The following is a 22,088-nucleotide window of genomic DNA, read 5'->3' on the forward strand; positions in this document are numbered from 1 at the left end:
GTCACCCAGTATCCGCGACGCCCCCGCCCCGGTGAACGAGGACATACGCCTCTTATGCCATGAGCCGGGCAGAACATACCTTTGTGTCCCATGACCGAGAACCACCAGGCCGTGGAGACCCGCGGCATCGAACCGGTGCCCGACCACGAGCGCCAGGGCCGCGTCCGCGAGCTGTTCCACACCTGGTTCGCCGCCAACATCAGCGTGCTGCTGCTCACCATGGGCGCCGGCCTGATCGTCTTCAACGGCCTGAACCTCTGGCAGGTCCTGCTGGTCGCCGTCTCGGCCGCCGTCCTCGCGTACGGGATCGTCGGCCTGCTGACCGTCTCCGGGAAGTGGGGCGGCTCCCCCGCCATGACGCTCTCCCGGGCGGTCTTCGGCGTCCGGGGGAACCTGGTGCCGGGCGCGGTGACCTGGGTGGCCCGGTTCGGCTGGGAGACGGTGAACGCCGTCACCGGCGCCTACGCGCTGCTCTCCGTCCTCGACCTGCTCTTCGGGATCCGGAGCAGCACACCCCTCGTCGTCGTCACCCTCCTCCTCTTCGTGGGCACCACCTTCCTGGTCTCCGGCCTCGGCCGGAACGCGCTGCTCTGGTGCAACCGCTGGTCGGCCTACCTGTTCGGGATCTTCTCGGTCCTGGTGCTCGGCTACCTGGTCGCCACCGTCGAGTGGTCCGAGGTCTTCGCCCGCCCGGCCGGCACCACCGCGATGGTGGTCGCCGGCATCGGCACCATCGCGGCCGGCGGTCTCAGCTGGGCCCCGTCCGGCGCCGACTTCGCCCGCTACCTGCCGCGCGGGGCGAGCAGCAGGGGCATCGTGGGCACCGCGGTCGGCGGCGCCGGGATCGTGGTGGTCCCGATGGTGCTGATGGGCGCGGTGATGGCGGTCGGCACCCCGGACCTGGCCTCCGCCTCTGACCCGGTGGCCTTCATCGGCGAGCTGCTGCCGACCTGGCTGGCCGTGCCGTACCTGCTGATCGCGCTGATCGGCATGGTGCTGATCAACAGCCTCTCGATGTACTCGGCCGGCTTCACCGCCCAGACCATGGGCGTGCGGCTGCCGCGCGCCTGGGCGGTCTCCATCAACGCGGTGATCAGCCTGGTCGGCGGTCTGCTGCTGATGCTGGTGGCGAAGAGCTTCTACGGCTCCTTCATCACCTTCCTGACCATCCTGGCCGTCTCCTTCTCGGCCTGGATCGGCGTCTACGGCGTCGACATGGTGCGCCGTCACCGCCAGGGCCGGACCCGCTACGACGCCGCCGCCCTGCTCGACACCTCCGAGCGCTCCGCCTACTGGTTCAGGGGCGGCTTCTGCTGGCAGGCGCTCACCGCCTGGCTGCTGGCGATCGGCACCGGCCTGATGTTCACCCGGGCGGCCCTCAGCGCGGACGACGTCTGGTTCGCCGGCCCCTGGTCGAGCAGCTGGATCGGCACCAACGGCCTGGCCTGGGTGGTCACCATCCTGGTCGGCGCGGCGGTCTACGCCCTGCTCCCGCAGGCCCGCACCACCGCCGTGGAGACCGAGCCGGAGAGCGGCGAACGGAGCGAGCTGCTCACCCGCTGACCGACGGCTCCTGCCGGGGCACCGCGCGCGTCCTCCGCTCGCGGTGCTCCTCGCGCAGCCGTTGGCTGATCACCTGGGAGATCCCGTCGCCCTTCATGGTGACGCCGTACAGCGCGTCGGCCGACTCCATGGTGAGCTTCTGATGAGTGATCACGATCAGCTGGGAGCTCTCCCGCAGCTCCTCCATGATGGCGATCAGCCGGCGCAGGTTGGTCTCGTCCAGCGCCGCCTCCACCTCGTCCATCACGTAGAACGGGCTGGGCCGGGCCTTGAAGATGGAGACCAGCAGGGCCACCGCCGTGAGCGAGCGCTCCCCGCCCGACAGCAGTGAGAGCCGCTTCACCTTCTTCCCCGGCGGCCGGGCCTCCACCTCGACGCCGGTGGTGAGCATGTTCTCCGGGTCGGTCAGCACCAAACGCCCCTCCCCGCCCGGGAAGAGGCGGGAGAACACGCCCTCGAACTGCGCCGCGGTGTCGTGGTAGGCCGAGGTGAACAGCTGCTCCACCCGGGCGTCCACGTCCCGGACGATGTCCATCAGGTCCTTGCGGCTGCGCTTGAGGTCGTCCAGCTGCTCGCCGAGGAACTGGTGGCGCTCCTCCAGCGCCGCGAACTCCTCCAGCGCCAGCGGGTTCACCTTCCCCAACTGCTGGTACGCCCGCTCGGCGGCCCGCAGCCGCTTCTCCTGCTCGGCCCGGACGTACGGGCGGGGCTCGCCGGGCTCCTGGCCCTCCTCCGGCAGCGCGGGCGGGACGGGCTGCTCCGGCCCGTAGGAGGCGAGCAGCTCGCCGCCCTCGATGCCGAACTCCTCCAGCGCCTTGGCCTCCAACTGCTCGATCCGCAGCCGCTTCTCGGCCCGCAGCACCTCGTCCCGGTGCCCGGCGTCCACCAACTTGTCCAGCTCGCCCTTGAGTTCGCGCCCCAGCTCCCGCCCGGCACGCAGCTCGGCCTCCCGTTCGGCGCGCTGCTGCTCGGCCTCGGCGCGCTCCGCCTCGGCCCGGGCCAGCGTGAGCTCCAGCCGGGCCAGCAACTGCCGGGCTCCGGCGGCCACCGCGCCGGCCACGCCGGCCTCGTGGCGGGCCCGCTCGCGCCGTTCGGCGGCCCGGGCGCGGGCCTCGCGCTCGGCCCGGGCCGAGCGGTCCAGCTGGTCGGCCCGGCCGTTCAGGCCGCGCACCCGCTCCTCGTGGGTGCGCACCGAGAGCCGGGCCTCCAGCTCGCCCTGCCGGGCCTCGGCCGCGCCGGCCGCCAGCTCGTCGCGGCGCGCCGGATCCGGCTCGTCCTCTCCCGCCTCCGCCAACTCCTCGGCCACCGCGAGCCGTTCGGCCAGCTCTTCGGCGGCGGCCAGCGCCTGCGCCAGGCCCTCCTCGGCCCGGGTGACGGAGGCGGCCAGCCGCTCAGCCTCCCCGGCGGCCGCCCTGGCCTGCCCGCCGAGCCGACCGAGCGCCCCGGCGACGGCGGCCCGCTCCTTCTCGGCCGCCCGTCGACGGGCCGTCAACTCCTCGATCTCCGCCGTGAGTTCGCGACGCAGTTCGGTGACCTCGGCGAGTGCCCGGGCCGACTCCTCACAGCGCACGTCGAGTTCGGCGATCCGCGCGGCCGCCTCGTCCACCGCGGCCCGGGTCTCCAGCAGGCTCGGCGCGCCGGCCGCCCCGCCCTGCGCGAGGCCCGCGCCGAGCAGGTCGCCGTCCCGGGTCACCGCGGTCAGTCCCGGCTCCCGCACCACCAGCCGGACGGCCTCGTCCAGGCCGTCCACCACCACCGTCCGCTCCAGCAGCCGGGCCACCGCCGGCCGCAGCTCGGCCGGCCCGTCCACCAGCCCGGCCGCCCACCGGAGCCCGTCGGCCGCCGGCTCCCGCACCGCGGGCGCCCCGCCGACCAGCAGCGCCGCCCGCCCCGCGTCCCGCTCCCGCAGCAGCCGCAGCGCGGCCGCCGCCGTCTCCACCCCGTCGACCGCGACCGCCTCGGCCGCCGCCCCGAGCGCGGCGGCGACGGCCGTCTCGTACCCGGGCTCGACGGTCAGCAGCGAGGCGGCCGGCCCGAGCACCCCGGCCAACGCCCCGTCCACCAGCAGCGCACCGCTGCCGTCCTTGCGCCGCAGGCCCAGCGAGAGCGCCTCGTGACGCGCCGTCAGCCCGGCCCGCTCCTTCTCGACGGCGGCCAGCTCCTCCCGGGCGGCACCGACGGCGGCCGCCGCCGCGACGGCCCGCTCCTTCGCCTCCCGGTGCGCGGCCTCGGCCTCCTCGTCCCCGCCGTCCGCGCCGCCGACCTCGGCCTCCAGGGCGGCGTACTCCTGCTGCGCGGCCTCGGCCCGCTCGACCGCGCCGTCCCTGGCCTCGGCCTGGCGGGCCAGTTCGGCCTCGGCTCCGGCCGCCTTGGAACGGGCGGCGGCCGCCTGCCCCTGGAGCCGGGCCAGGCCCTCCCTGCGGTCCGCGATGGCCCGCGCGGCGCTCTTCAACCGGACGTCCTCGGCGGCGAGTTCACGCTCCAGCTCGGCCCTGCGCTCGACCGTCTCGGCCAGCGCGTACCGCGCCTCCTCCAGCGCCTCGGCGAGCGCGGCCTCCTCCTCGCGGACCCGGGCGGCCTCCCGCTCCAGCTCCTCCGGATCGCGCCCGCGCCGCTCCTCGCCCTGTCCGGCGGTGAGCGCGTGCCGCACCCGGGCCTCGGCCAGGCCGATGGTGCCCCTGGTCCGCTCGCCGAGCGCGGAGAGCCGGTACCAGGTCTGCCGGGCCTCCTCCAGCCGGGGCCCGAGCTGCTGCACCTGGGCCTCCAGCACGGCCTCCCGCTGCTGGGCCCGGTCCAGCTCCTGCTCCACGGTGGAGCGGCGCAGCCGCAGCGCCAGCTCGTCGGCGATCTCGGCCTCCACCGCCCGACGGAGCGTCAGCAGGTCGTCGGCGAGCAGGCGCAGCCGGGCGTCGCGCAGTTCGGCCTGGATCCCGGCCGCCCGCCGGGCGATCTTCGCCTGCCGCCCGAGCGGCCCGAGCTGGCGGCGCAGTTCGGCGACCAGGTCCTGTACCCGGTTGAGGTTGGCGGCCATCGCGTCGAGCTTGCGCAGCGCCTTCTCCTTGCGCTTGCGGTGCTTGAGCACCCCGGCGGCCTCCTCGATGAAGGCCCGGCGGCCCATCGGGTCGGCGTGCAGTACGGAGTCCAGCTGGCCCTGCCCGACGATGACGTGCATCTCGCGGCCGATGCCGGAGTCGGAGAGCAGCTCCTGGATGTCGAGCAGCCGGCAGGTCTCGCCGTTGAGGGCGTACTCGCTGCCGCCGTTGCGGAACATCGTGCGGGTGATGGTGACTTCGGAGTAGTCGATGGGCAGCGCGCCGTCGGTGTTGTCGATGGTGAGGCTGACCTCGGCGCGGCCGAGCGGCTGGCGGCCGCTGGTGCCGGCGAAGATGACGTCCTCCATCTTTCCGCCGCGCAGCGACTTGGCGCCCTGCTCCCCCATGACCCAGCTGAGGGCGTCCACGACGTTGGACTTGCCGGAGCCGTTGGGGCCGACCACGCAGGTGATGCCGGGTTCGAAGCGGAGGGTGGTGGCGGAGGCGAAGGACTTGAACCCGCGCAGCGTCAGACTCTTCAGGTGCACGCGCCCGTTCTCCTCACCTCGGCGGCCGTCCGGTGTTCACCTCCCGGATGGCCGACTGTATCCGGCCACCCTCACGGGGGCCGGACAGGCGGTGGTTTGACCACGCCGGAGCTGGGCAATGTGATCGGCAAAAGGTGACGGGAACGACGAAGGGACGCCGTCTTCGGCGTCCCTCTTGTAGCTGCGACCCCATCGGGGATCTCGTGCGCAGCAGCGTCGAACTCTGGCGATCGGGTCAGGATCAGGTGAGCGCGGGCTCCCGCTGGTCCAGCTCGATGCTGCTGAGCAGCGAGTGCTCGTCAACGACAGCGGTGAGTGCGTCGTTCTCGGCCTGCATCCGGTTGAGCTCGGACTCCAGGTCCTGGACGCGCTGCTGAAGCCGTCGCACCTCGGTGAGCATTCGCGGGTCGGGGCCGCCGACGTACCCGAGAAGCGCCTTTGCCATGATGAATGGTCCTCCACGCTGAGTGACCGAACCGTTTCGGTACAGGTCTTGGGGGAAGGGGTGTCACGCACCCGTCCGCGGGCCGGTAGTGCTGGCTGGGCACTACGGGAGAGCCGTGTGAGCTGGACTCACGACGACATGACCCTGCCGGGAGAACGCATATTGGTGCGCGGGCTTTCAGCGTCTCACCAAAGACGGTACGGGTCAACACGATCACCGCACGCTACCGCCACCCTGTCACCTGCACGCGGGAGTGGACACGCGGTGCGGCCGGGCGGGCGACCCATCGTGGTGTCAGATGGATCACTGCTCGCTGCGGAGTCAACCACGAGTCTGCCCAGAAGGCAACCGCCCGACACCGGCATTCGCACCACGGTGTCACCTCAGTGTCACGCCGGTCTCGTCCGTGCACACCCCGGCGCCCCTGCCGCCCGCCGGGCGGCGCCCGCGGTCACCGGAGTTCGAAGCCCTCGTAGCACCCGGCGGTGCCTCCCCATATCTCGGTGACCCCGCTCACCCGGCCCGGCGTGCCGGGGCCGCGCAGCGCGTGCAGGAGGCGCTCGCAGTCGTGCCGCGCGCCCTGGGCGACCACCTGGACCCGGCCGTCGCCGAGGTTGCTGGTGTAGCCGGTGAGGCCGCCGATCTCCAGCGCCCGGGCCCTGGTCCACCAGCGGAAGCCGACCTCCTGGACCTTGCCGCGCACCCAGGCGGTGCAGCGGACGGACTCGTCGCTGTGCATGGCCACGACCCTAGGCCATGCACAGCGACCGGAACGTCAGCGGATCAGCGCCACCAGGGCGCGGGCCTCGTCCGAGGACTGCGAGAGCGCGGCCAGCGAGCCGTCCGCGAAGTGCAGGTCGACCCGGTCGGCGACGGCGCCGGTGCGGTCCTCGACCCGGCGGACCCGGCCGTAGGGCAGCTCGCCGAGCGGCTTGAGGCCGAGCCCGACCAGGTGGTCGGCGAGCAGCATCCGGCGGTCGGTGAAGGCCACCACCGCGCGGTTGTTGTCCATCGACGCGGCGCCCTCGTAGCCGTGCCGCACCGCGATCACGAACTGGCCGGCCTGGCTGCCCCAGCCACCCTGCAGGCCCGCGCCGCGGGTGATCCGGCGGATCACCCGGGAGATCCCGAAGATCCCCTCCAGCAGCAGCTCCGCGACCACCGCCACCGGCTCGAACAGCGCGCCGAGGACGGCCCCCGCTCCCCGCGTCGCCGCGCCCGGCCGGTACTTGCGCGGGACGCGGCGGATCAGGTCGCTGAGGGTGAGCTCGGCCACCGCGTGGATCTGCTCGCCCGGCTGGAGGTGCGGCGCGAACAGCGGGCGGAAGGACTCGCCGCCCAGCGGACGCGGCTCGACGTACTGACTCATCCGAAGGCCTCCTCGACCCGGGTCTGCGGCACCCGGTAGGGCTTCGCGTGCTCGCCGCCGTCCAGCGCGCCGGTGGCCGCGTCGATCGCGGCGTCGTCCTTGGCGGTGTCGGTGAGGACTCCGCCGAAGTCGCCCGCGCCGATGCCGAGCCCGACGCCGGTGGCGATGCCGCCCTTCACCGCGCCGAAGCCGGCCTTCACCGCCTGGGCGGTGGCGAACTCCCCGAGGGTACCGATGTTCGGGTTGGTGATCAGGTCCCTGGCGGTGCCGAAGCGGTTGCCGGCGCCGCCGATCTTCCGGACCGCCTTGGCCGCCTTGAGGCCCTCGCGGATGTTCTTGAAGGACTTCCCGGCGGTCTGGATCTTCCGGACGGCGTCCATCAGCTTGCCCAGTGTGGTGGCCAGCTTGCGGGAGACCGAGGCGATCCGCAGGACGTAGACCGACACCTCCGCCTCGACCACCAGCGCGTTGACCACCGTGGCGGCGCCCAGGGTGATGATGTCGACCAGGATCATCGCCGCCATGGTGGCGATCAGGACCTCGATCGCCTCCCGGATCAGCCCGATCACCAGGTTCTCGGCCAGCTCGCAGGCCTCGGCGGCCTGGCTGATGATCTTGGCGGTCTCGTTCATGTCGGCGGCGGTGGCCTCGACGGCCTCGACCACCTTGCCCATGTGGCCGCCGAAGGCGGCGGAGGCCGCGCCCTCCCACTGGCCGGAGAGGGCCGATCCGCCCGAGCGCAGCTCGTTGGCGACCTCCTGCATCGCCTTCGCCTGGGCCTGCCACTCCTGGGCGGCGTTGGTGAGGGTCTCCAGCTCGCCGGTGACCTCCTCCAGCATGTCCATCAGCCCGAGGAAGTCGAGGGCTCCCTTGACGAACTCGTCCAGCCCGGCGTCCAGGCCCTCGGAGACGGGGTTGGTGAAGCTGGGCAGCGCCTCGAAGGGGGTGCTGACGAAGTCCCGGGTCCACTTGTACGCGGCACCGGCCTCGGCGAAGGAGACGTCCGTTCCGGGGATCACCGGCTGCTCCCGTCCCCGTAGGCCGAGGCGATGGCGGTGTCGTGGCTCTCGTAGTTGTCCGCCGTGTCCTGGAGGCCGCCGGCCGTGTCGGCCAGGATCTCGCCGAGGTCGGCGAGGTTCTGGTGCTCGGCCTCGGCGTGCTCCTGGTAGGCCTCGTACAGGTTCTGTGCGTCCGGCAGCTTGCCGAAGTCGTTCGAGTTCAGCGACACCGAGGCGAGGCGGGACTGGATCTCCGCGATCCGTTCCGCCTGCGCCTCGACGAGTGCCGCGTACTGCCTGAGTGCGCCCGGTTCTACCCGGAAGCCCTGATCCCCCATGGTGGTGCCCCTTGCTCTCTGCCTAGCTGATCATCGTACTGATAGCCAGACGCGGCCCTGCGGGCAAGGGGTTTCACACCACCCGACTCAGAAGCCCCCGAAGTCCCCTCCCCCACCGAAGTCCCCGCCGCCACCGCCGTCGAACCCGCCGAAGTCGGAGGGGTTGAAGTCGGCTCCGGAGGAGTCGCCGCCCTCCCAGCCCGACCCGGCCGCCCCGCTGTCCGCCCAGGCGGTGGACGGGGTCGCCATCATCGAGCCGAGCGCCGTCCCGACCAGCAGGGCCGGCAGCATCCCGCCGCCGAAGTACCCGCCCGCCCACGGGCTGTAGGCCGGCCCGGCGTTCCAGTACGGCTCGCGGCCGTGCTCGGTCTCCACCGTCCGCACCGCCGGCTCCTGACCCGCCGTCAGCCGGGCCGCGTCGGCCGCGCAGACCGGCACCGAGCGGCGGGCCGCACCCGCCGGCGCCCAGTCGGCGTCCTTCACCGAGGGGCCGTGCCGGGGGTCGAAGAAGCACGGCGGACGGCGGTCCGGCAGCGGCTGCTTCTCCCGACGGGCCGTCAGGGTGGCCAGCGCGAACCGGCCGTCGGCCAGCGCCTCGGTCACCGGGCGGACCTGCTCCGGGTGCCCGGCCCGGTCCATCTCCCGCTTGGCCCGGTCGTAGCAGTCCAGCGCGTGCGCGTAGTCCGCCCGCTGGGCGTCGTCCGCGTCCGGGGCGCCCGGGGCGAAGTCCAGCCGGTCCAGCTCCTCGCCGAAGGCCGTGATGTCCTCGTCCACCACCACCCGCAGCTGGGCCAGCTCGGCCCGGGCCTTCTCCGCCTTCTTCCGCTTCGACCGGCGCAGCAGCAGGAACACCCCGCCGCCGCCCAGCGCCAGCAGCGCCACCGGCACCACGATCGCCGCCGCCCCGACCCCGCCGGAGGAGGAGGCCACGCCCTTGCCCTTCGTCTGGGGGAGCGCCTGCCCGACGAAGTCGTCCAGGGTGCCGGCGATGTCGCCCGGGTGGGCCCGGAAGGCCGCCCCCGACATCGAGGTGGCGGCGGCCGGCGGCAGCGCCGCCCCGTCGGAGAAGGCCTTGAACTCCTCGCCCCGCCAGATCGCGTAGACGCCCGTCACCCCGACCCTGGTCCGCAGGTCGCTCGCCGTCGTCCTGGCCGGGAACCGGTCGTCCGCCGGGACCACCGCGACGAACACCGGCTTGTCGGCGGCCTTGATCCGCGCGGCCAGCGCGGCGGCCTGCCCGGCCGAGTACCGCCCGGCCATCGCCGGGTCGACGTACACCTGACCCTGCTTCAGCGCCTTCCCCGCCTCCTCGATGCTCCCGGCGGCCACGGCGGGGCCCGCGAGGAGCAGCAGGAGAGCTGCCAGCAGCGCGGCGAGCACGGCGACGGCCGGGGAGCGGCCCGGGCGGTGGAGCGCGAAGGTCCTCATGCTCCGAACCTACCCCCGGAGGCCGGACATTCCGCCCACCCCGGGGCACCCGGTCTCCCCCGCCGGTCGGGCCGGACCGCGCTCCTCCTACCGGTGGACCCCGCCACCCGGCGGGCGGGGCATAGTTAGGACTGATCAAGCACGTCCGCACCATCCACGATCGGAGCACCCGGTGATCCTGGGCCTCGTCACCGCCGTCGCGGCATCCGCCTGCTACGGCACCGGCTCGGTACTCCAGGCGGTCGGCTCACGCCGCTCCGCCCGCGAGGAGGCCGCCGCCAAGGGCCGCTCCGCCGGGGTCACCGAGCACGGCGGCCCCAACCTCTCCTCCACCGCCAAGGCCGCCGTCACCTGGGAGTTCATCCTCGGCACGGTGCTCGACCTGATCGGCTTCGGCCTCGGCGCACTGGCCGCCCGGCTGCTCCCGCTCTTCCTCTCGCAGACCATCATCAGCGCCAATCTGGTGATCACCGCAGTGCTCTCCATCAAGCTGCTCGGCATCCGCCTGAAGCGCCCCGAGTGGGCATCGATCGCCGTGCTCTGCGCCGCGCTGATCCTGCTCGCCGTCGCGGCCGGCCCCGAGGGCGGGCACCACGCGGAGATGGCCGTCCACTGGTGGCTGCTCGGCGTCACCATCGCCCTGATCGTGATCGGTGCGGTGGTCGTCCGCCTGATGGGCGCCGGCGGCGCGATCGTGGCGGGCCTGCTCTCCGGCCTCGGCTTCGGCGCGCTCGGCGTCGGCGTGCGCATCTTGAACGGCGTCGAGCCCTTCGACCTGGTGAAGCTGGTCTCCGACCCGGCCCTGTACGCCATCCTGGTCGGCGGCATCGGCGGGATGTACCTGCACACCGTGGCCCTGCAGATCGGCTCGGTCAACGGCGCCACCGCCGCCCTGGTGGTCGGCGAGACCGTCATCCCCGGCGCCGTCGGCGTCATCTGGCTCGGGGACTCCTCCCGCGCCGGCCTCGGCTGGCTCGCCGCCTTCGGCTTCCTGCTGGCCGTCGTCAGCGCCGTCGGCGTCGCCTACTACGGCCAGGGCGAACAGGACCTGGGCGAGGACGCGGCCGCCGAACCCGAACTGACCAAGCGGGCCTGACCGTTCAGCGCGCTCCGTGCCCTCAGCGCGGAGCGCGCTGGCACTTCGGGCAGAAGTAGCTCGACCGGTTCATCCACGGCTCCCGCCGCATCGCCGTCCCGCACCGCCGGCACGGCTCCCCCTCGCGCCCGTACGCGTCCAACTCCCGCGAGAAGTACCCGCTCTCGCCGTTCACGTTGACGTACAGGCTGTCGAAGCTCGTGCCGCCCACCGCCAGCGCGGCCCCCATCACGTCCCGGGCGTGGTCCAGCAGCGCGTGCGCCTGGGGCCGGGTCAGGGTGGCGGTGGCCCGCTCGTAGTGCAGCTTGGCGCGCCACAGCGACTCGTCCGCGTAGATGTTGCCGACCCCGCTGATCAGCGTCTGGTCGAGCAGCGCCCGCTTCACCGTGGTCCGCTTGGTGCGCAGCGCGGTGACGAACAGCCCGTCGTCGAAGCGCTCGTCCAGCGGGTCCCGGGCGATGTGCGCGATGGAGAGCGGCGTGGACTCCGGATCCCCCGGCTCGGACTCCTCGACCGCCAGACCGCCGAAGGTCCGCTGGTCGACGAAGCGCAGCTCGCGCCCGCCGTCGGTGAACCGCAGCCGCACCCGCAGGTGGGTCTCGTCGGGCACCACCGGGTCCTGGACCAGCAGTTGGCCGCTCATCCCGAGGTGCCCGATCAGTGCCTGGTCCCCGCCGAGCGGCACCCAGAGGTACTTGCCCCGGCGCTGCGGCGCGCCCAGGGTGGCCCCGGCCAGCCGGGCGGCGAACTCGTCGGCCCCGCCGGGCTGGCGGCGGACGGCGCGCGGGTGGAGCACCTGCGCCTCGGCCACGGTGCGGCCGGCCGCCCAGCGGGCGAGACCGCGCCGGACCACCTCTACTTCGGGGAGCTCGGGCACGGGGGCCGCCTATTCGTGACGAACGGTCAGCTGCTGGGAGTGGTACCGGGGTTGAGCTGGTCGGCGTACTTGGCCTTGATGGCCCGCCAGGCGCTCTCCGCCGCCTTCTGCTCGGCTTCCTTCTTCGAGCGGCCGCTGCCCTGCCCGAAGTCCTCGCCGGCCACCCGGGCGTTCGCGCTGAAGGTCTTCTCGTGGTCCGGGCCGGATTCGGCGACCACGTACTCCGGCACTCCGATGCCCACCGTGGCGGTGAGCTCCTGGAGGCTGGTCTTCCAGTCCAGGCCCGCGCCCAGCTGAGAGGACTCCTCGATCAGCGGGTCGAACAGGCGGTGGACGAAGTCGGTGGCGGCGTCCAGGCCCTGGTCCAGGTAGATGGCGCCGATGACGGCCTCGACGGTGTCCGCGAGGATCGAGGACTTGTCCCGGCCGCCGGTGCCCTCCTCGCCCTTGCCCAGGCGGATGAAGGTGCCGAGCTCCAGGCCCCGGCCGACCTCGGCCAGCGCGCGGGAGTTGACCACCGCGGCGCGCAGCTTGGCCAGGGTGCCCTCGGCGACCTCCGGGTGGAGGCGGTAGAGGGTGTCCGTGACGACCAGCCCGAGCACCGAGTCACCGAGGAACTCGAGGCGCTCGTTGGTCGGCAGCCCGCCGTTCTCGTAGGCGAAGCTGCGGTGTGTGAGGGCACGCACCAGAAGGGCGCGCTCGAGCGTGTACCCGAGGCGCCCTTCCAGGACGTCGTATTCGGTCGAAGCCGGACCGCCGGCCTTGCTCCCGTTGGCAGGAGCCGACTTGCGGGTGGAAATGCTCTCCGACATCGATCCGTGCACCCCGCCGATCAGACCGAGAGGACCTGGCGACGGTTGTACGTGCCGCAGCTCGGGCACGCGATGTGGCCCAGCTTCGGCTCGTGGCAGCGGTCGCACGCCACGAGGGCCGGAACGACGGCCTTCCAGTTGGACCGACGGTGGCGCGTGTTGCTGCGCGACATCTTCCGCTTCGGAACAGCCACGGCTACTTCTCCTGGTTCTCGGCGAGACCCTCACGGGTACCGCTGGTCTTGATCCCGTCACCCTCGTCGCCGGGGGCGGCGGAGAGTCCCTGCAGAGCCGCCCACCGGGGGTCGGCGGCGTCGTGGTGGTGGGCCGGGTCGTCGCTCAGGCGCGCTCCGCATTCGGAGCACAGGCCCAGGCAGTCTTCCTGGCACACCGGCTGCAGCGGCAGTGCGAGCACCACCGCGTCACGCAGCACCGGCTGGAGGTCGAAGAAGTCGCCCTCCAGACGGTAAGTCTCGTCCTCGGAGTCCTCGTCGAGGTCCTCCGCACCGGCGGTCCGGGCGCGGTGACGCTCGTCGGACTCCGGGTAGTAGTACAGCTCCTGGAAGTCGACCTCCAGGTCGTCCTCCACCGGCTCCAGGCAGCGCACGCACTCGCCCTCGACGTGGGCGGTCGCGGTGCCGGTCACCAGCACGCCCTCGACCACCGACTCCAGGCGGATGTCCAGCTCGATCTCGCTGCCGGCCGGGACGCCGATGACGTCCTCGATGCCGAGGTCGGCGGGCGCCGGCAGGGTGCGGGAGGCCTTGCGCAGCGAGCCCGCGCGACGACCGAGCTCATGCGTGTCGAACACGAGCGGGTCGCGGTGGTCGAGGCGGTTCAAGGTGTCCTGACTTCCTGCTGGCGGCACGCACTACCTGCGCGGCGCGGATCGGTTCTGGTCGGCGGCTTCCAGGCAGCCGAACGGGCCCAGCTCTGGAGGGGCCGGAGTGGTCAGACTACCGGACACTCCGGCCTGGCCCAACTTCGCCCGGAGTCACCGGCCGCCGAGCTCCCGCAGCCTGGTCATGTCGATCATGCTGGTGTCGAAGAAGCTGGTCTCGTCCAGGCTCGCCTGCTGCTGGGACATCTGCTGGGGCATCTGCTGCGGAACCTGCTGCTGGGGCACCTGCTGCTGCGGGTAGCCGTACGCGTCGTACTGCTGCTCCTGGCCCTGGTACGCGGCCGGCTGCTGGTAGCCGTACGCGGGGTCGAAGCCCTGGGTCTGGTAGCCGGGCTGGGGCTGCTGCGGGTAGCCGTACGGGTCCGCCGGGGGCTGCCCGGCCGGGTCGTAGCCGCCGCCGTAGACCTCGGCGTACTGGCCGTTGCCGTACTGGCCCTCCTCCGGGGCCTGCCAGCCGGCCGCCGCGGGGGTGGGCTCGGGCCAGCTCTGCTGCTGCGGGACCTCGGCCCGGTACCAGGGCTGCTCGTCCTCCTCGGCGAAGCCGGCCGCGACCGCCTCGGCCCGGTCCTTGGCCTGCTGGGCCTGGTCGGCGGCGGCCAGGTAGGCACCGAGCTCGTCGATCGGGGCCTTGCCGAGGAGCTTGTCGCGGCCCTTGCCGACGGCCTCCAGGGTCTTGCTGAGCACCGTCTCCAGGGTGGCGAGCTTCACGTCGACGTACTCGTCGACCTCGGGGCTCGGGCTGACCCGGGAGCGGAACTCCTCGCCGTCCTGGGCCTCCTCGTCGAAGGGCTGCTCGAAGACGCTGGAGTCGCCGCGCAGCTTCTGCCGGCCGCGGCCGACGGCGCCGAGCGTCTTGGTGAGCACCACCTCGAAGTTGGCCAGCTTGGAGTCGACGTAGTCGTCCGCCTCGGCGCGCTTGGTCTCGACCTCGAACCGGGCCTCGGAGAGGATGCGGTCCGCCTCGGCCTGGGCCCGCAGGACCACCTCGGTGTCGGAGACGATCGAGCCGCGCTCGTCGTGCGCGCCGCGGATGATCTGGTCGGCCTGCGCCTGGGCGTCCGCCACCACCTGCTCGTGGTCGGCCATCACCGACTGGGCCTGGGCGAGTTCGGCGGGCAGCGCCTCGCGGAGCTGCTGGAGCAGGCCGACCAGCTCGGCCCGGTTCACCACGCAGGACGCCGACATGGGCATCGAGCGGGCGTTCTCCACCGCCGAGACGATCGCGTCGAGTCTGTTCTGCACGTCCACGGGGCTTCGTCTTTCCGTGTGCCGCCGAGCTGCGGCGGAGGCAGCGCCCCACGGCACGGCATCACCGTCGGGCAGGAGTACAGACTGTACGGCCAGAGCGGGCGCAGCTCACAACGCCGGTGCCACCACCGCGAAGGAATGTGACGGTTCGCCAGCTCTGTCCGGATTCACTTGTTCCGTTCGGCGATCCGCTCGACCAGTCGGCTGTTGACGCCCTCGGGCAGCAGGTGGGAGACGTCGCCGCCGTAGGAGGCGACCTCCTTGACCAGGCTGGAGGAGAGGAAGCTGTAGGTCGGCGAGGTCGGCACGAAGAGGGTCTCGACGCCGGTCAGGCCGTGGTTCATCTGGGCCATCTGCAGCTCGTAGTCGAAGTCGCTGACCGCCCGCAGGCCCTTGATGATCGCGGGGATGCCGCGCTCCCGGCAGAAGTCCACCAGCAGGCCGAGGTGTGCCTCGATCTCGATGTTGCCGAGGTGGGCGGTGGTCTCCCGGATGAGCTCGATCCGCTCCTCGACGGTGAACATGCCCTGCTTGTTCTTGTTGATCAGCACCGCGACGTGCACCACGTCGTAGAGCTTGGAGGCCCGCTCGATGATGTCGAGGTGGCCGTTGGTGATCGGGTCGAACGAACCCGGGCAGACCGCTCGGCGCATGGCGTGGACTCCCTTGAGGGACAGGGTGGGTGGGGGGACTACCGGCCCTCGACGTCGTCGTCGGGGCCGGAGGCGGCGCGACCGTACCAGAGGGTTCCCTCGCCGTACCGCCGCGAGCGCACCGGCTCGAAGCCCTCGGGCCAGCCGAACTCGCCGCCCCTGGTGCTGCGTTCCACGGTGACGAGTACCTCCTCGTCGAGCCAGCCCCCGGCCAGGAGTGTGATCAGCATCTCCCGGACCTCGTCGTCCGTCACGGAGTACGGCGGGTCCAGGAAGACCAAGTCGTACGGAGCCGCCGGAGCCTGACCCGCGATCACCCGCTCGGCCCTGTCGGCACGGACCTCGGCCCCCGGGAGCGCGATGGTCCTGACGTTCTCCCGGATCACCCGGGCGGCGGAGGCGTCCGCCTCCACCAGCAGGACGTGCTCCGCGCCCCGGCTCAGCGCCTCCAGGCCGACCGCACCCGATCCGCCGAACAGGTCGAGCATCCGGGCCCCGTGCAGGGTGCCGCGCAGCGCCTGGAGGGTGGAGAACATCGCCTCCCGGGCCTTGTCCGAGGTCGGGCGGGTGGTCCGGCCTGGCGGGACGGCGAGGCGGCGGCCTCCGGCGGTGCCGGCGATCACGCGGGTCATGAGGTGGGGCGGTCCTCTCGTAGGAAGGCGTGACCACCACCTAACCACGAGCGGGGCGCGAGGAACTGTTCGGCCGACCCACTACCGCCGTAGTGGGTCGGCAGCGCAGTTCCTCGCGCCCCCGGGATTACGAGCCCTCGCCCCCGACGATCGCCGGGCTGGCGTAGCGGGACCAGGAGAGGCAGCCGTCGGGCGGGCAGTACTCGGGCTTGCGCGGGTCGTGGCCGAGCTCGCGGAGCTTGGTGCGGACGGAGTCGGGCGTGCGGCCGAAGCGGGCGGCGATCCGGGCGATGGTCTCGCCCTCGTGGAAGCGGCGGGTCAGCTCCTCCTCGTGCTGGGGCACCCAGGGGGCGCCGTGGCCGGGGTAGAGCTCGCGGAGCACGTCGCGGTCGGGGATGGGCTCGGAGACGTCGGCGACGATGGCCAGGGCGCGGAGCGCCCGGTTGAGCGCGATCCGCAGGTTGGCCACCTCCTCGACCGGGAGGCGGAGCTTGCCCGAGGCGAGCGGGCTGGCGGCCGCCCCCTCGCGCCAGCCGGTCAGGGTCAGGGTGACCTCGCGGTCGTCCTCGCTGGCCAGCTCGATGCGGAAGACCTTGTCGCCCAGCGGAAGCTCGTTGAGATGACGGAATGCCAAGGCAGAACCCCCAGGAGTCGTGCCAGGTACGCACCTTGGGGGTGCGCCCTGAACAACTCCTATTCTGCCGTGGACCACTGACAATTCCTGGGGCCCAACAGCCGTGCGGAGCTGGGAAGTTATCCCTTTTCGAGGTACTCCGCGCGGTCCTCGTCGAGCAGGCTCTCCAGTGCGGTGCGCAGCTCCGGATGGGCCGTCAGGTCCGGGTCCTCGGCGACCAGCCGGGCGGCCTCCTCGCGGGCGGTGGCGATGACCTCCTCGTCCTCCAGGACGGAGAGCACCTTGAGCGAGGACTTCACGCCGGACTGGGCCTGGCCGAGCACGTCGCCCTCGCGGCGCTGCTCCAGGTCGATCCGGGAGAGCTCGAAGCCGTCCAGGGTGCCGGCCACCGCGTCGAGACGGGACCGGGCGGAGGAGCCGGCGGGCATCTCGCTGACCAGCAGGCAGAGTCCGGCGGCGGAGCCGCGGCCGACCCGGCCGCGGAGCTGGTGGAGCTGGGAGACGCCGAAGCGGTCGGCGTCCATGATCACCATGGCGGTGGAGTTGGGCACGTTGACGCCGACCTCGATCACGGTGGTGGCGACCAGCACGTCCACCTCCCCCGCCGCGAACCGCCGCATCACGTCGTCCTTGGCCTCGGGCGCCAGCCGCCCGTGCAGGATCTCCACCCGCAGCCCGGCCAGCGGGCCCTTGGTGAGCATCTGCGCCGTCTCCACCACGGCCAGCGGGGGCCGCCGTTCGTCGCTGGACGCACCCAGGTCCTCGGGGTCGTCCGGCGTGGCGGCGGGCTTGCGCTTCTTCTTGGCCGCGTTCTTGGCCGGGGCGTCCTCGGGCTCGTCGCCGATCCGGGGGCACACCACGTACGCCTGGTGGCCCTTGCCGACCTCCTCGCGGACCCGCTCCCAGGCACGGGCCAGGAAGTTGGGCTTCTCCAGCGCGGGCACCACATGGGTGGAGATCGGCGAACGGCCGGCCGGGAGCTGGTCCAGGACGGAGGTCTCCAGGTCGCCGAAGACCGTCATCGCCACCGTGCGCGGGATCGGGGTGGCGGTCATCACCAGCAGGTGCGGGGGCTGGCTGCCCTTGGCGCGCAGCGCGTCGCGCTGCTCGACGCCGAAGCGGTGCTGCTCGTCCACCACCACCAAGCCGAGGTCCAGGAAGGTGACCTTGTCCTCGATCAGCGCATGGGTGCCGATGGCGATCCCGGCGTCCCCCGTGACCATGTCCAGCAGCGCCTGGCGGCGCGCGGCGGTGCCCATCGAACCGGTCAGCAGCACCACCTTGGTGCCCAGGTCGGAGCCGCCGAGCATGCCGCCCTCGGCCAGGTCCCCCATCATCTCGACGATGGAGCGGTGGTGCTGCTGGGCCAGCACCTCGGTCGGCGCCAGCAGCACCGCCTGGCCGCCGGCGTCCACCACGGCGAGCATGGCGCGCAGCGCCACCAGGGTCTTGCCGGAGCCGACCTCGCCCTGCAGCAACCGGTGCATCGGGTGCTCGGTCGCCAGGTCGGCGAAGATCTCGGCCGACACCTTCTGCTGACCCTCCGTCAGGGTGAAGGGCAGCCGGGCGTCGAAGGCGGCCAGCACCCCGTCGGCGGAGGGCCGCCGGGCCACGGCGGGCAGCGCGGAGTCCGCGGCGCGGCGCTGGGCGAGCGCGACCTGGAGGACGAAGGCCTCGTCCCAGCGCAGCCGCTCCTGGGCGCGCTCCTTCTCGGCCTGGTTGCGCGGACGGTGGATCAGCTCCAGCGCCTCGGGGAGCGGGATCAGGCCGTGCTTGTCGCGCAGCTCGGCGGGGAGCGGTTCGCCGACGTCGGCCAGGTGCTTGTCGAGCCCCAGCTCGACGCAGAGCTGGAGCTTCCAGCTGGGCATCTGGGCGCTGGCCGGGTAGACCGGGATGAGGCGGCCCGCGAAGCGGCCCGCCGCCTCGCCGCCCGGCTCCTCACCGTCGATCAGCTGGTAGTCGGGCGAGGCGAGTTGGCGCTTGCCGTTGAAGACGCCGACCTTCCCGGCGAACAGGCCCTGGGTGCCGGGCCGCAGGTCCTTCTGCCGCCAGCCCTGGTTGAAGAACACCAGGCTGAGGCGGCCCCGTCCGTCGGTGACCACCACTTCGAGGCGGTCCCCCTTGCGGGCCTTGAACGGGATCAGGGTGACCTTCTCGACCCTGGCCAGCACGGTGACGTGCTCGTCGATCTCCAGCTCGTCGAGGCTGGTGAGCTGGCCCCGTTCCACGTACTTGCGCGGGTAGTGGTGCAGCAGGTCGCCGACCGTGCGCAGCTTGAGGCTGTCGGCCAGCACCTTGGCGGTGCGGTCGCCGACCAGCTTGGTCAGGGATTCGTCGAGAGCGCCCACCGTCCCTATTGGACACCACCGCGGCGACAACGGTGAGCGCCCCGCAGGGGCGCGAGGAACTGCGCGCGGGGGAACGGCACCACGTGCAACTGGCTCGCATGCCCCGATCCAGCGCTGGGCCGCCTTCCGTACTCGCGCAGTTCCTCGCGCCCCTGAGGTCGCTGCCCTACCGGGCGCGGTCCTACTCGACCCCGATGAGCAGCGGGACAGCCTGCTGGCCCCCGTCGTAGCGGACGGTGTCGACCTCGGGGCGTTGGCGGCGGGCGTGGGCGTCGAGGCGTTCGGCCAGCCCGGGCGGGGCGCCCTCGCCGAGGACCAGGGTGACGAGCTCGCCGCCTGCGGCGAGCATCCGGCCTAGGACCTCCTCGCCGATCTCCGCGAGGTCGGCGCCGATCGCGACCACGTCCCCGTCGATCAGGCCGAGCACGTCCCCGGCCTGGCAGACCCCGGCCATGGTCCAGGACTCCCCCTCGGCGACGACGAGTTCCGCGTACCGGGTGGCCCCGGCCGCCGAGGTCATCGCGACCACGTCCTCGTCGAAGCGCCGCGCGGGCTCGTGCACGGCGAGCGCCGCCAGCCCCTGCACGGGCGAGCGCGTGGGCAGCACCGCGATCCGGACGCCCTCCTGCCGGAGCTGGTCCGCGGCGGCACCCGCGGCGGCCCGCAGCTCGGGGTCGTTGAGCAGCAGCACCACCTCCCGCGCGCCGCACCGCCGTGCCGCGGCGGCGAGTTCGGCGCTGGCGGGCGGCCGGTCGGGGTCGGCGAGCAGGACGTGCGCCCCGGCCGCCTCGCAGAGTTCGGCGAGACCGGGGCCGGTGACCACGCTGAGCACGGCCCGTCCCTCGGTGGTCTCCCGGCTGCCCGCGCCGGCCCGGGCGGCGGCCTCGGCGAAGTGGGTGATCCGGATCTGGTACGGCCGTCCGGCCCGTACGCCGGCCTCGACGGCGGCACCCGCGTCGTCCACGTGCACGTGGACGTTCCACAGGCCGTCGCCGCCGCCGACCACCAGCGAGTCGCCGAGCGCGGCGAGCTCGCGCCGCAGGTCCGGCAGTGCCTCGTCGGGTGCGTCCAGCAGGTAGATGACCTCGAAGGCCGGGTGGCCGGGGCCGGGCGGCCGCTGGTGCCCCTCGCAGCCGGCGGCGGGACGCAGCCCGTGGTCCTGACGGAGTGCGACCGGGCCCATCGGGGTCTTCCCGGCCACCGCGTCGGCCAGTGCGCCGAGCACGGCGACCAGCCCGCGGCCGCCGGCGTCGACCACGCCGGCCTCGGCGAGCACGGGCAGCTGCCCGGGGGTGCGCAGCAGGGCCTGCCGGGCCGCCCGGTAGGCGGTGTCGGCGGTGCCGACCAGCCCGTCCCGGCCGCCGCCGTCCTCGGCCGCCGTCGCGGCGGCGGCGGCGACGGTGAGCAGGGTGCCCTCGATCGGTTCGGCGACGGCCTGGTAGGCGGAGTCGGCGGCCCGGCGCAGGGCCTTGCCCAGGTTGGCCGGTTCGCCGCCGTGGGCGAGGACCTCGGCGAGGCCGCGCAGCCACTGGGCGAGGATCACCCCGGAGTTGCCCTGGGCACCGATCAGGGCGCCGCGGGCGAGCAGGGCGGTGGCCTCGGCCAGGCCCTCCACCCGGCCCTGTTCGAGCGCCTCGGTGGCGGACTCGACGGTCAGGTAGAGGTTGGTGCCGGTGTCGCCGTCCGGTACGGGGTAGACGTTGAGGGCGTCGATCTCCTCGCGGGCCTGACCGAGGGCGGTCAGCGCGAGGCGGCTCCAGGTGCGGACGGTGGTGGCGTCTAGCGTGGCCGGCACCTGGCTCCTCCGGATGAACGCGACGGAAATGGGGCGATGCTGGCAGGTTATCCGGCGAACGGGCCGGTGGGCGCCGGTGCCCGTCGGGACGATCATGGCCTGGGCCGTGGTAGTTTCGTTGAGCGGGAGTGCTCGTTGTATGCTCTCCCGGTTGCCTGGAACAACCCGGGCGCACCCCTTGAACCGATCCGGTCCACGCGAGTGGCCCAGTTCTTTCAGCCGGGGTTTTCGAACGTAAATGATCTGAAGTCTTGGAGTGACTCCTGTGGCTGCCAACTGCGACGTCTGCGGCAAGGGGCCGGGCTTCGGCAACAGCATCTCCCACTCGCACCGCCGTACCCCCCGTCGTTGGAACCCCAACATCCAGACGGTTCGTGCGACGGTCGGTCGGACGCCGAAGCGGCTCAACGTCTGCACCTCGTGCATCAAGGCCGGTAAGGTCTCGCGCTGACGCGCAGACCGGTTAGCCGGTCCTCCAGATCGCCGATTCGCCCTAGGGCGGGTCGGCTTTCTGTCTTTCCCGCACGGGTGCGGGCGTGAGGGGCGGGCCCGCGAGGGCCCGCCCCTCCGCACGTCTCAGGACCGCTGGCGCCAGGCGTGGTCCACCGGGCCGATGCCCGCTCCGAGCGCGAAGCCGCCGCGGATCGCGCCGGTGATGTAGTCCTTGGCCGCGGCCACCGCCTCCGGCATCTCCGACCCCTTGGCCAGCTCACTGGCGATCGCGCTGGCCAGGGTGCAGCCGGTGCCGTGGGTGTGCCGGTTGTCCAGGCGCGGCGCCCGGTACCAGTGGCGGGAGCCGTCGGCCCCGGCCAGCAGGTCGGCCGCCTCGCCGTCCAGGTGGCCGCCCTTGACCAGCACCCACTGCGGCCCGTACCCGAGCAGCGCCTCGGCGGCGGCGTCCATGTCGCGCTCGCCGGTCACCTCGATGCCGGTGAGCTGCGTCACCTCGTGCAGGTTGGGCGTGGCGAGGGTGGCGACCGGCAGCAGCCTCTCCCGGACGGTGGCCACCGCCTCGGCGGCGAGCAGCGCGTCGCCGTGCTTGGAGACGCCGACCGGGTCGACCACCACCGGGGCGCCGACGTCGGCGAGCAGCTCGGCGACGGTCTCCACCAGCTCGACCGAGGCGAGCATGCCGGTCTTCACCGCCTGCACGCCGATGTCGTCCACGACGCTGCGGAACTGGGCCCGGACCGCCTCGGCCGGGAGCTCCCAGTAGCCCTGGACGCCGACCGAGTTCTGGGCGGTGACGGCGGTGATCACGCTCATGCCGTGGACGCCGAGCGCGAGCATCGCCTTGAGGTCGGCCTGGATGCCGGCGCCGCCGCCGCTGTCGGAGCCGGCGATGGTGAGTACGCGAGGAGGAGCAACCAT

Annotated in this window: 21 protein-coding genes; 3 read left to right on the plus strand and 18 right to left on the minus strand. The window is 73.0% G+C overall.

From position 1 onward, the window contains the following. The first annotated feature begins 90 nt into the window (after positions 1-90). Positions 91-1,563: a purine-cytosine permease family protein gene (locus tag ACWCYY_RS32690; protein ID WP_345285526.1), complete on the plus strand. Its 1,473-nt coding sequence runs from the start codon at positions 91-93 to the stop codon at positions 1,561-1,563. On the opposite strand, the gene smc is transcribed toward ACWCYY_RS32690, so the two are convergent. From smc to ACWCYY_RS32725, 7 genes are all read right to left on the minus strand, one after another. After that, entirely contained in the window at positions 1,553-5,143 is a 3,591-nt protein-coding gene (gene smc, locus ACWCYY_RS32695; protein ID WP_449798080.1) for a chromosome segregation protein SMC, read from the minus strand. The genes ACWCYY_RS32690 and smc overlap by 11 nt on opposite strands. A gap of 241 nt (positions 5,144-5,384) precedes the next feature. Then, entirely contained in the window at positions 5,385-5,588 is a 204-nt protein-coding gene (locus ACWCYY_RS32700; RefSeq protein WP_345285524.1) for a hypothetical protein, read from the minus strand. A gap of 451 nt (positions 5,589-6,039) precedes the next feature. Then, on the minus strand, positions 6,040-6,327 hold the full coding sequence (locus tag ACWCYY_RS32705) for an acylphosphatase (RefSeq protein WP_345285521.1): 288 nt from the start codon (positions 6,325-6,327) through the stop codon (positions 6,040-6,042). A gap of 36 nt (positions 6,328-6,363) precedes the next feature. Continuing rightward, on the minus strand, positions 6,364-6,957 hold the full coding sequence (locus ACWCYY_RS32710; protein WP_449798081.1) for a hypothetical protein: 594 nt from the start codon (positions 6,955-6,957) through the stop codon (positions 6,364-6,366). Beyond that, positions 6,954-7,976: a WXG100 family type VII secretion target gene (locus ACWCYY_RS32715; protein WP_345285517.1), complete on the minus strand. Its 1,023-nt coding sequence runs from the start codon at positions 7,974-7,976 to the stop codon at positions 6,954-6,956. Before ACWCYY_RS32715 ends, ACWCYY_RS32710 begins: the two co-directional genes overlap by 4 nt. After that, on the minus strand, positions 7,973-8,293 hold the full coding sequence (locus ACWCYY_RS32720) for a WXG100 family type VII secretion target (protein WP_345285515.1): 321 nt from the start codon (positions 8,291-8,293) through the stop codon (positions 7,973-7,975). Before ACWCYY_RS32720 ends, ACWCYY_RS32715 begins: the two co-directional genes overlap by 4 nt. 87 nt (positions 8,294-8,380) lie before the next feature. Continuing rightward, positions 8,381-9,721: a hypothetical protein gene (locus tag ACWCYY_RS32725; protein WP_345285513.1), complete on the minus strand. Its 1,341-nt coding sequence runs from the start codon at positions 9,719-9,721 to the stop codon at positions 8,381-8,383. A 172-nt stretch (positions 9,722-9,893) separates the two neighbouring features. On the opposite strand from ACWCYY_RS32725, the gene ACWCYY_RS32730 reads away from it, so the two are divergent. Beyond that, on the plus strand, positions 9,894-10,817 hold the full coding sequence (locus ACWCYY_RS32730) for a DMT family protein (RefSeq protein WP_345285511.1): 924 nt from the start codon (positions 9,894-9,896) through the stop codon (positions 10,815-10,817). Between the two features lie 22 nt (positions 10,818-10,839). Here ACWCYY_RS32730 and mutM read toward each other — a convergent pair whose 3' ends face one another. From mutM to ACWCYY_RS32780, 10 genes are all read right to left on the minus strand, one after another. After that, positions 10,840-11,694, minus strand: a complete 855-nt coding sequence (gene mutM, locus ACWCYY_RS32735; RefSeq protein ID WP_345285509.1) for a bifunctional DNA-formamidopyrimidine glycosylase/DNA-(apurinic or apyrimidinic site) lyase — start codon at positions 11,692-11,694, stop codon at positions 10,840-10,842. Positions 11,695-11,720: 26 nt separating this feature from the next. Beyond that, the gene (rnc, locus tag ACWCYY_RS32740; protein ID WP_345285507.1) at positions 11,721-12,506 is read right to left on the minus strand and encodes a ribonuclease III; all 786 of its coding nucleotides are present in this window, start codon (positions 12,504-12,506) and stop codon (positions 11,721-11,723) included. 20 nt (positions 12,507-12,526) lie between these two features. Next, positions 12,527-12,700 carry a 50S ribosomal protein L32 gene (gene rpmF / locus ACWCYY_RS32745; RefSeq protein WP_030056747.1) on the minus strand — a complete coding sequence of 58 codons (174 nt, stop codon included), beginning with the start codon at positions 12,698-12,700 and terminating at the stop codon, positions 12,527-12,529. Between the two features lie 2 nt (positions 12,701-12,702). Then, entirely contained in the window at positions 12,703-13,347 is a 645-nt protein-coding gene (locus tag ACWCYY_RS32750) for a YceD family protein (protein WP_345285504.1), read from the minus strand. A gap of 153 nt (positions 13,348-13,500) precedes the next feature. Next, positions 13,501-14,649, minus strand: a complete 1,149-nt coding sequence (locus ACWCYY_RS32755; protein WP_449798082.1) for a cell division initiation protein — start codon at positions 14,647-14,649, stop codon at positions 13,501-13,503. Between the two features lie 173 nt (positions 14,650-14,822). Then, positions 14,823-15,308, minus strand: a complete 486-nt coding sequence (gene coaD / locus ACWCYY_RS32760; protein WP_345285501.1) for a pantetheine-phosphate adenylyltransferase — start codon at positions 15,306-15,308, stop codon at positions 14,823-14,825. Between the two features lie 38 nt (positions 15,309-15,346). Then, positions 15,347-15,940 (minus strand): 16S rRNA (guanine(966)-N(2))-methyltransferase RsmD, encoded by a 594-nt coding sequence (rsmD, locus tag ACWCYY_RS32765; RefSeq protein ID WP_345285499.1) that lies wholly within the window; start codon positions 15,938-15,940, stop codon positions 15,347-15,349. Between the two features lie 127 nt (positions 15,941-16,067). Continuing rightward, positions 16,068-16,574, minus strand: a complete 507-nt coding sequence (locus tag ACWCYY_RS32770) for a hypothetical protein (RefSeq protein WP_345285497.1) — start codon at positions 16,572-16,574, stop codon at positions 16,068-16,070. A gap of 119 nt (positions 16,575-16,693) precedes the next feature. Continuing rightward, complete coding sequence (gene recG, locus ACWCYY_RS32775; protein ID WP_449798083.1) at positions 16,694-18,922, minus strand: ATP-dependent DNA helicase RecG; 2,229 nt, start codon at positions 18,920-18,922, stop codon at positions 16,694-16,696. Positions 18,923-19,103: 181 nt separating this feature from the next. Next, complete coding sequence (locus tag ACWCYY_RS32780) at positions 19,104-20,717, minus strand: DAK2 domain-containing protein (protein WP_449798084.1); 1,614 nt, start codon at positions 20,715-20,717, stop codon at positions 19,104-19,106. Between the two features lie 265 nt (positions 20,718-20,982). On the opposite strand from ACWCYY_RS32780, the gene rpmB reads away from it, so the two are divergent. Next, on the plus strand, positions 20,983-21,168 hold the full coding sequence (gene rpmB, locus ACWCYY_RS32785) for a 50S ribosomal protein L28 (protein ID WP_082598345.1): 186 nt from the start codon (positions 20,983-20,985) through the stop codon (positions 21,166-21,168). Between the two features lie 125 nt (positions 21,169-21,293). Here the strand turns inward: rpmB and thiD are convergent, their stop codons facing one another. After that, positions 21,294-22,088 (minus strand): bifunctional hydroxymethylpyrimidine kinase/phosphomethylpyrimidine kinase, encoded by a 795-nt coding sequence (gene thiD / locus ACWCYY_RS32790; protein WP_449798085.1) that lies wholly within the window; start codon positions 22,086-22,088, stop codon positions 21,294-21,296.

This window comes from Kitasatospora sp. NPDC001664, assembly GCF_053596675.1.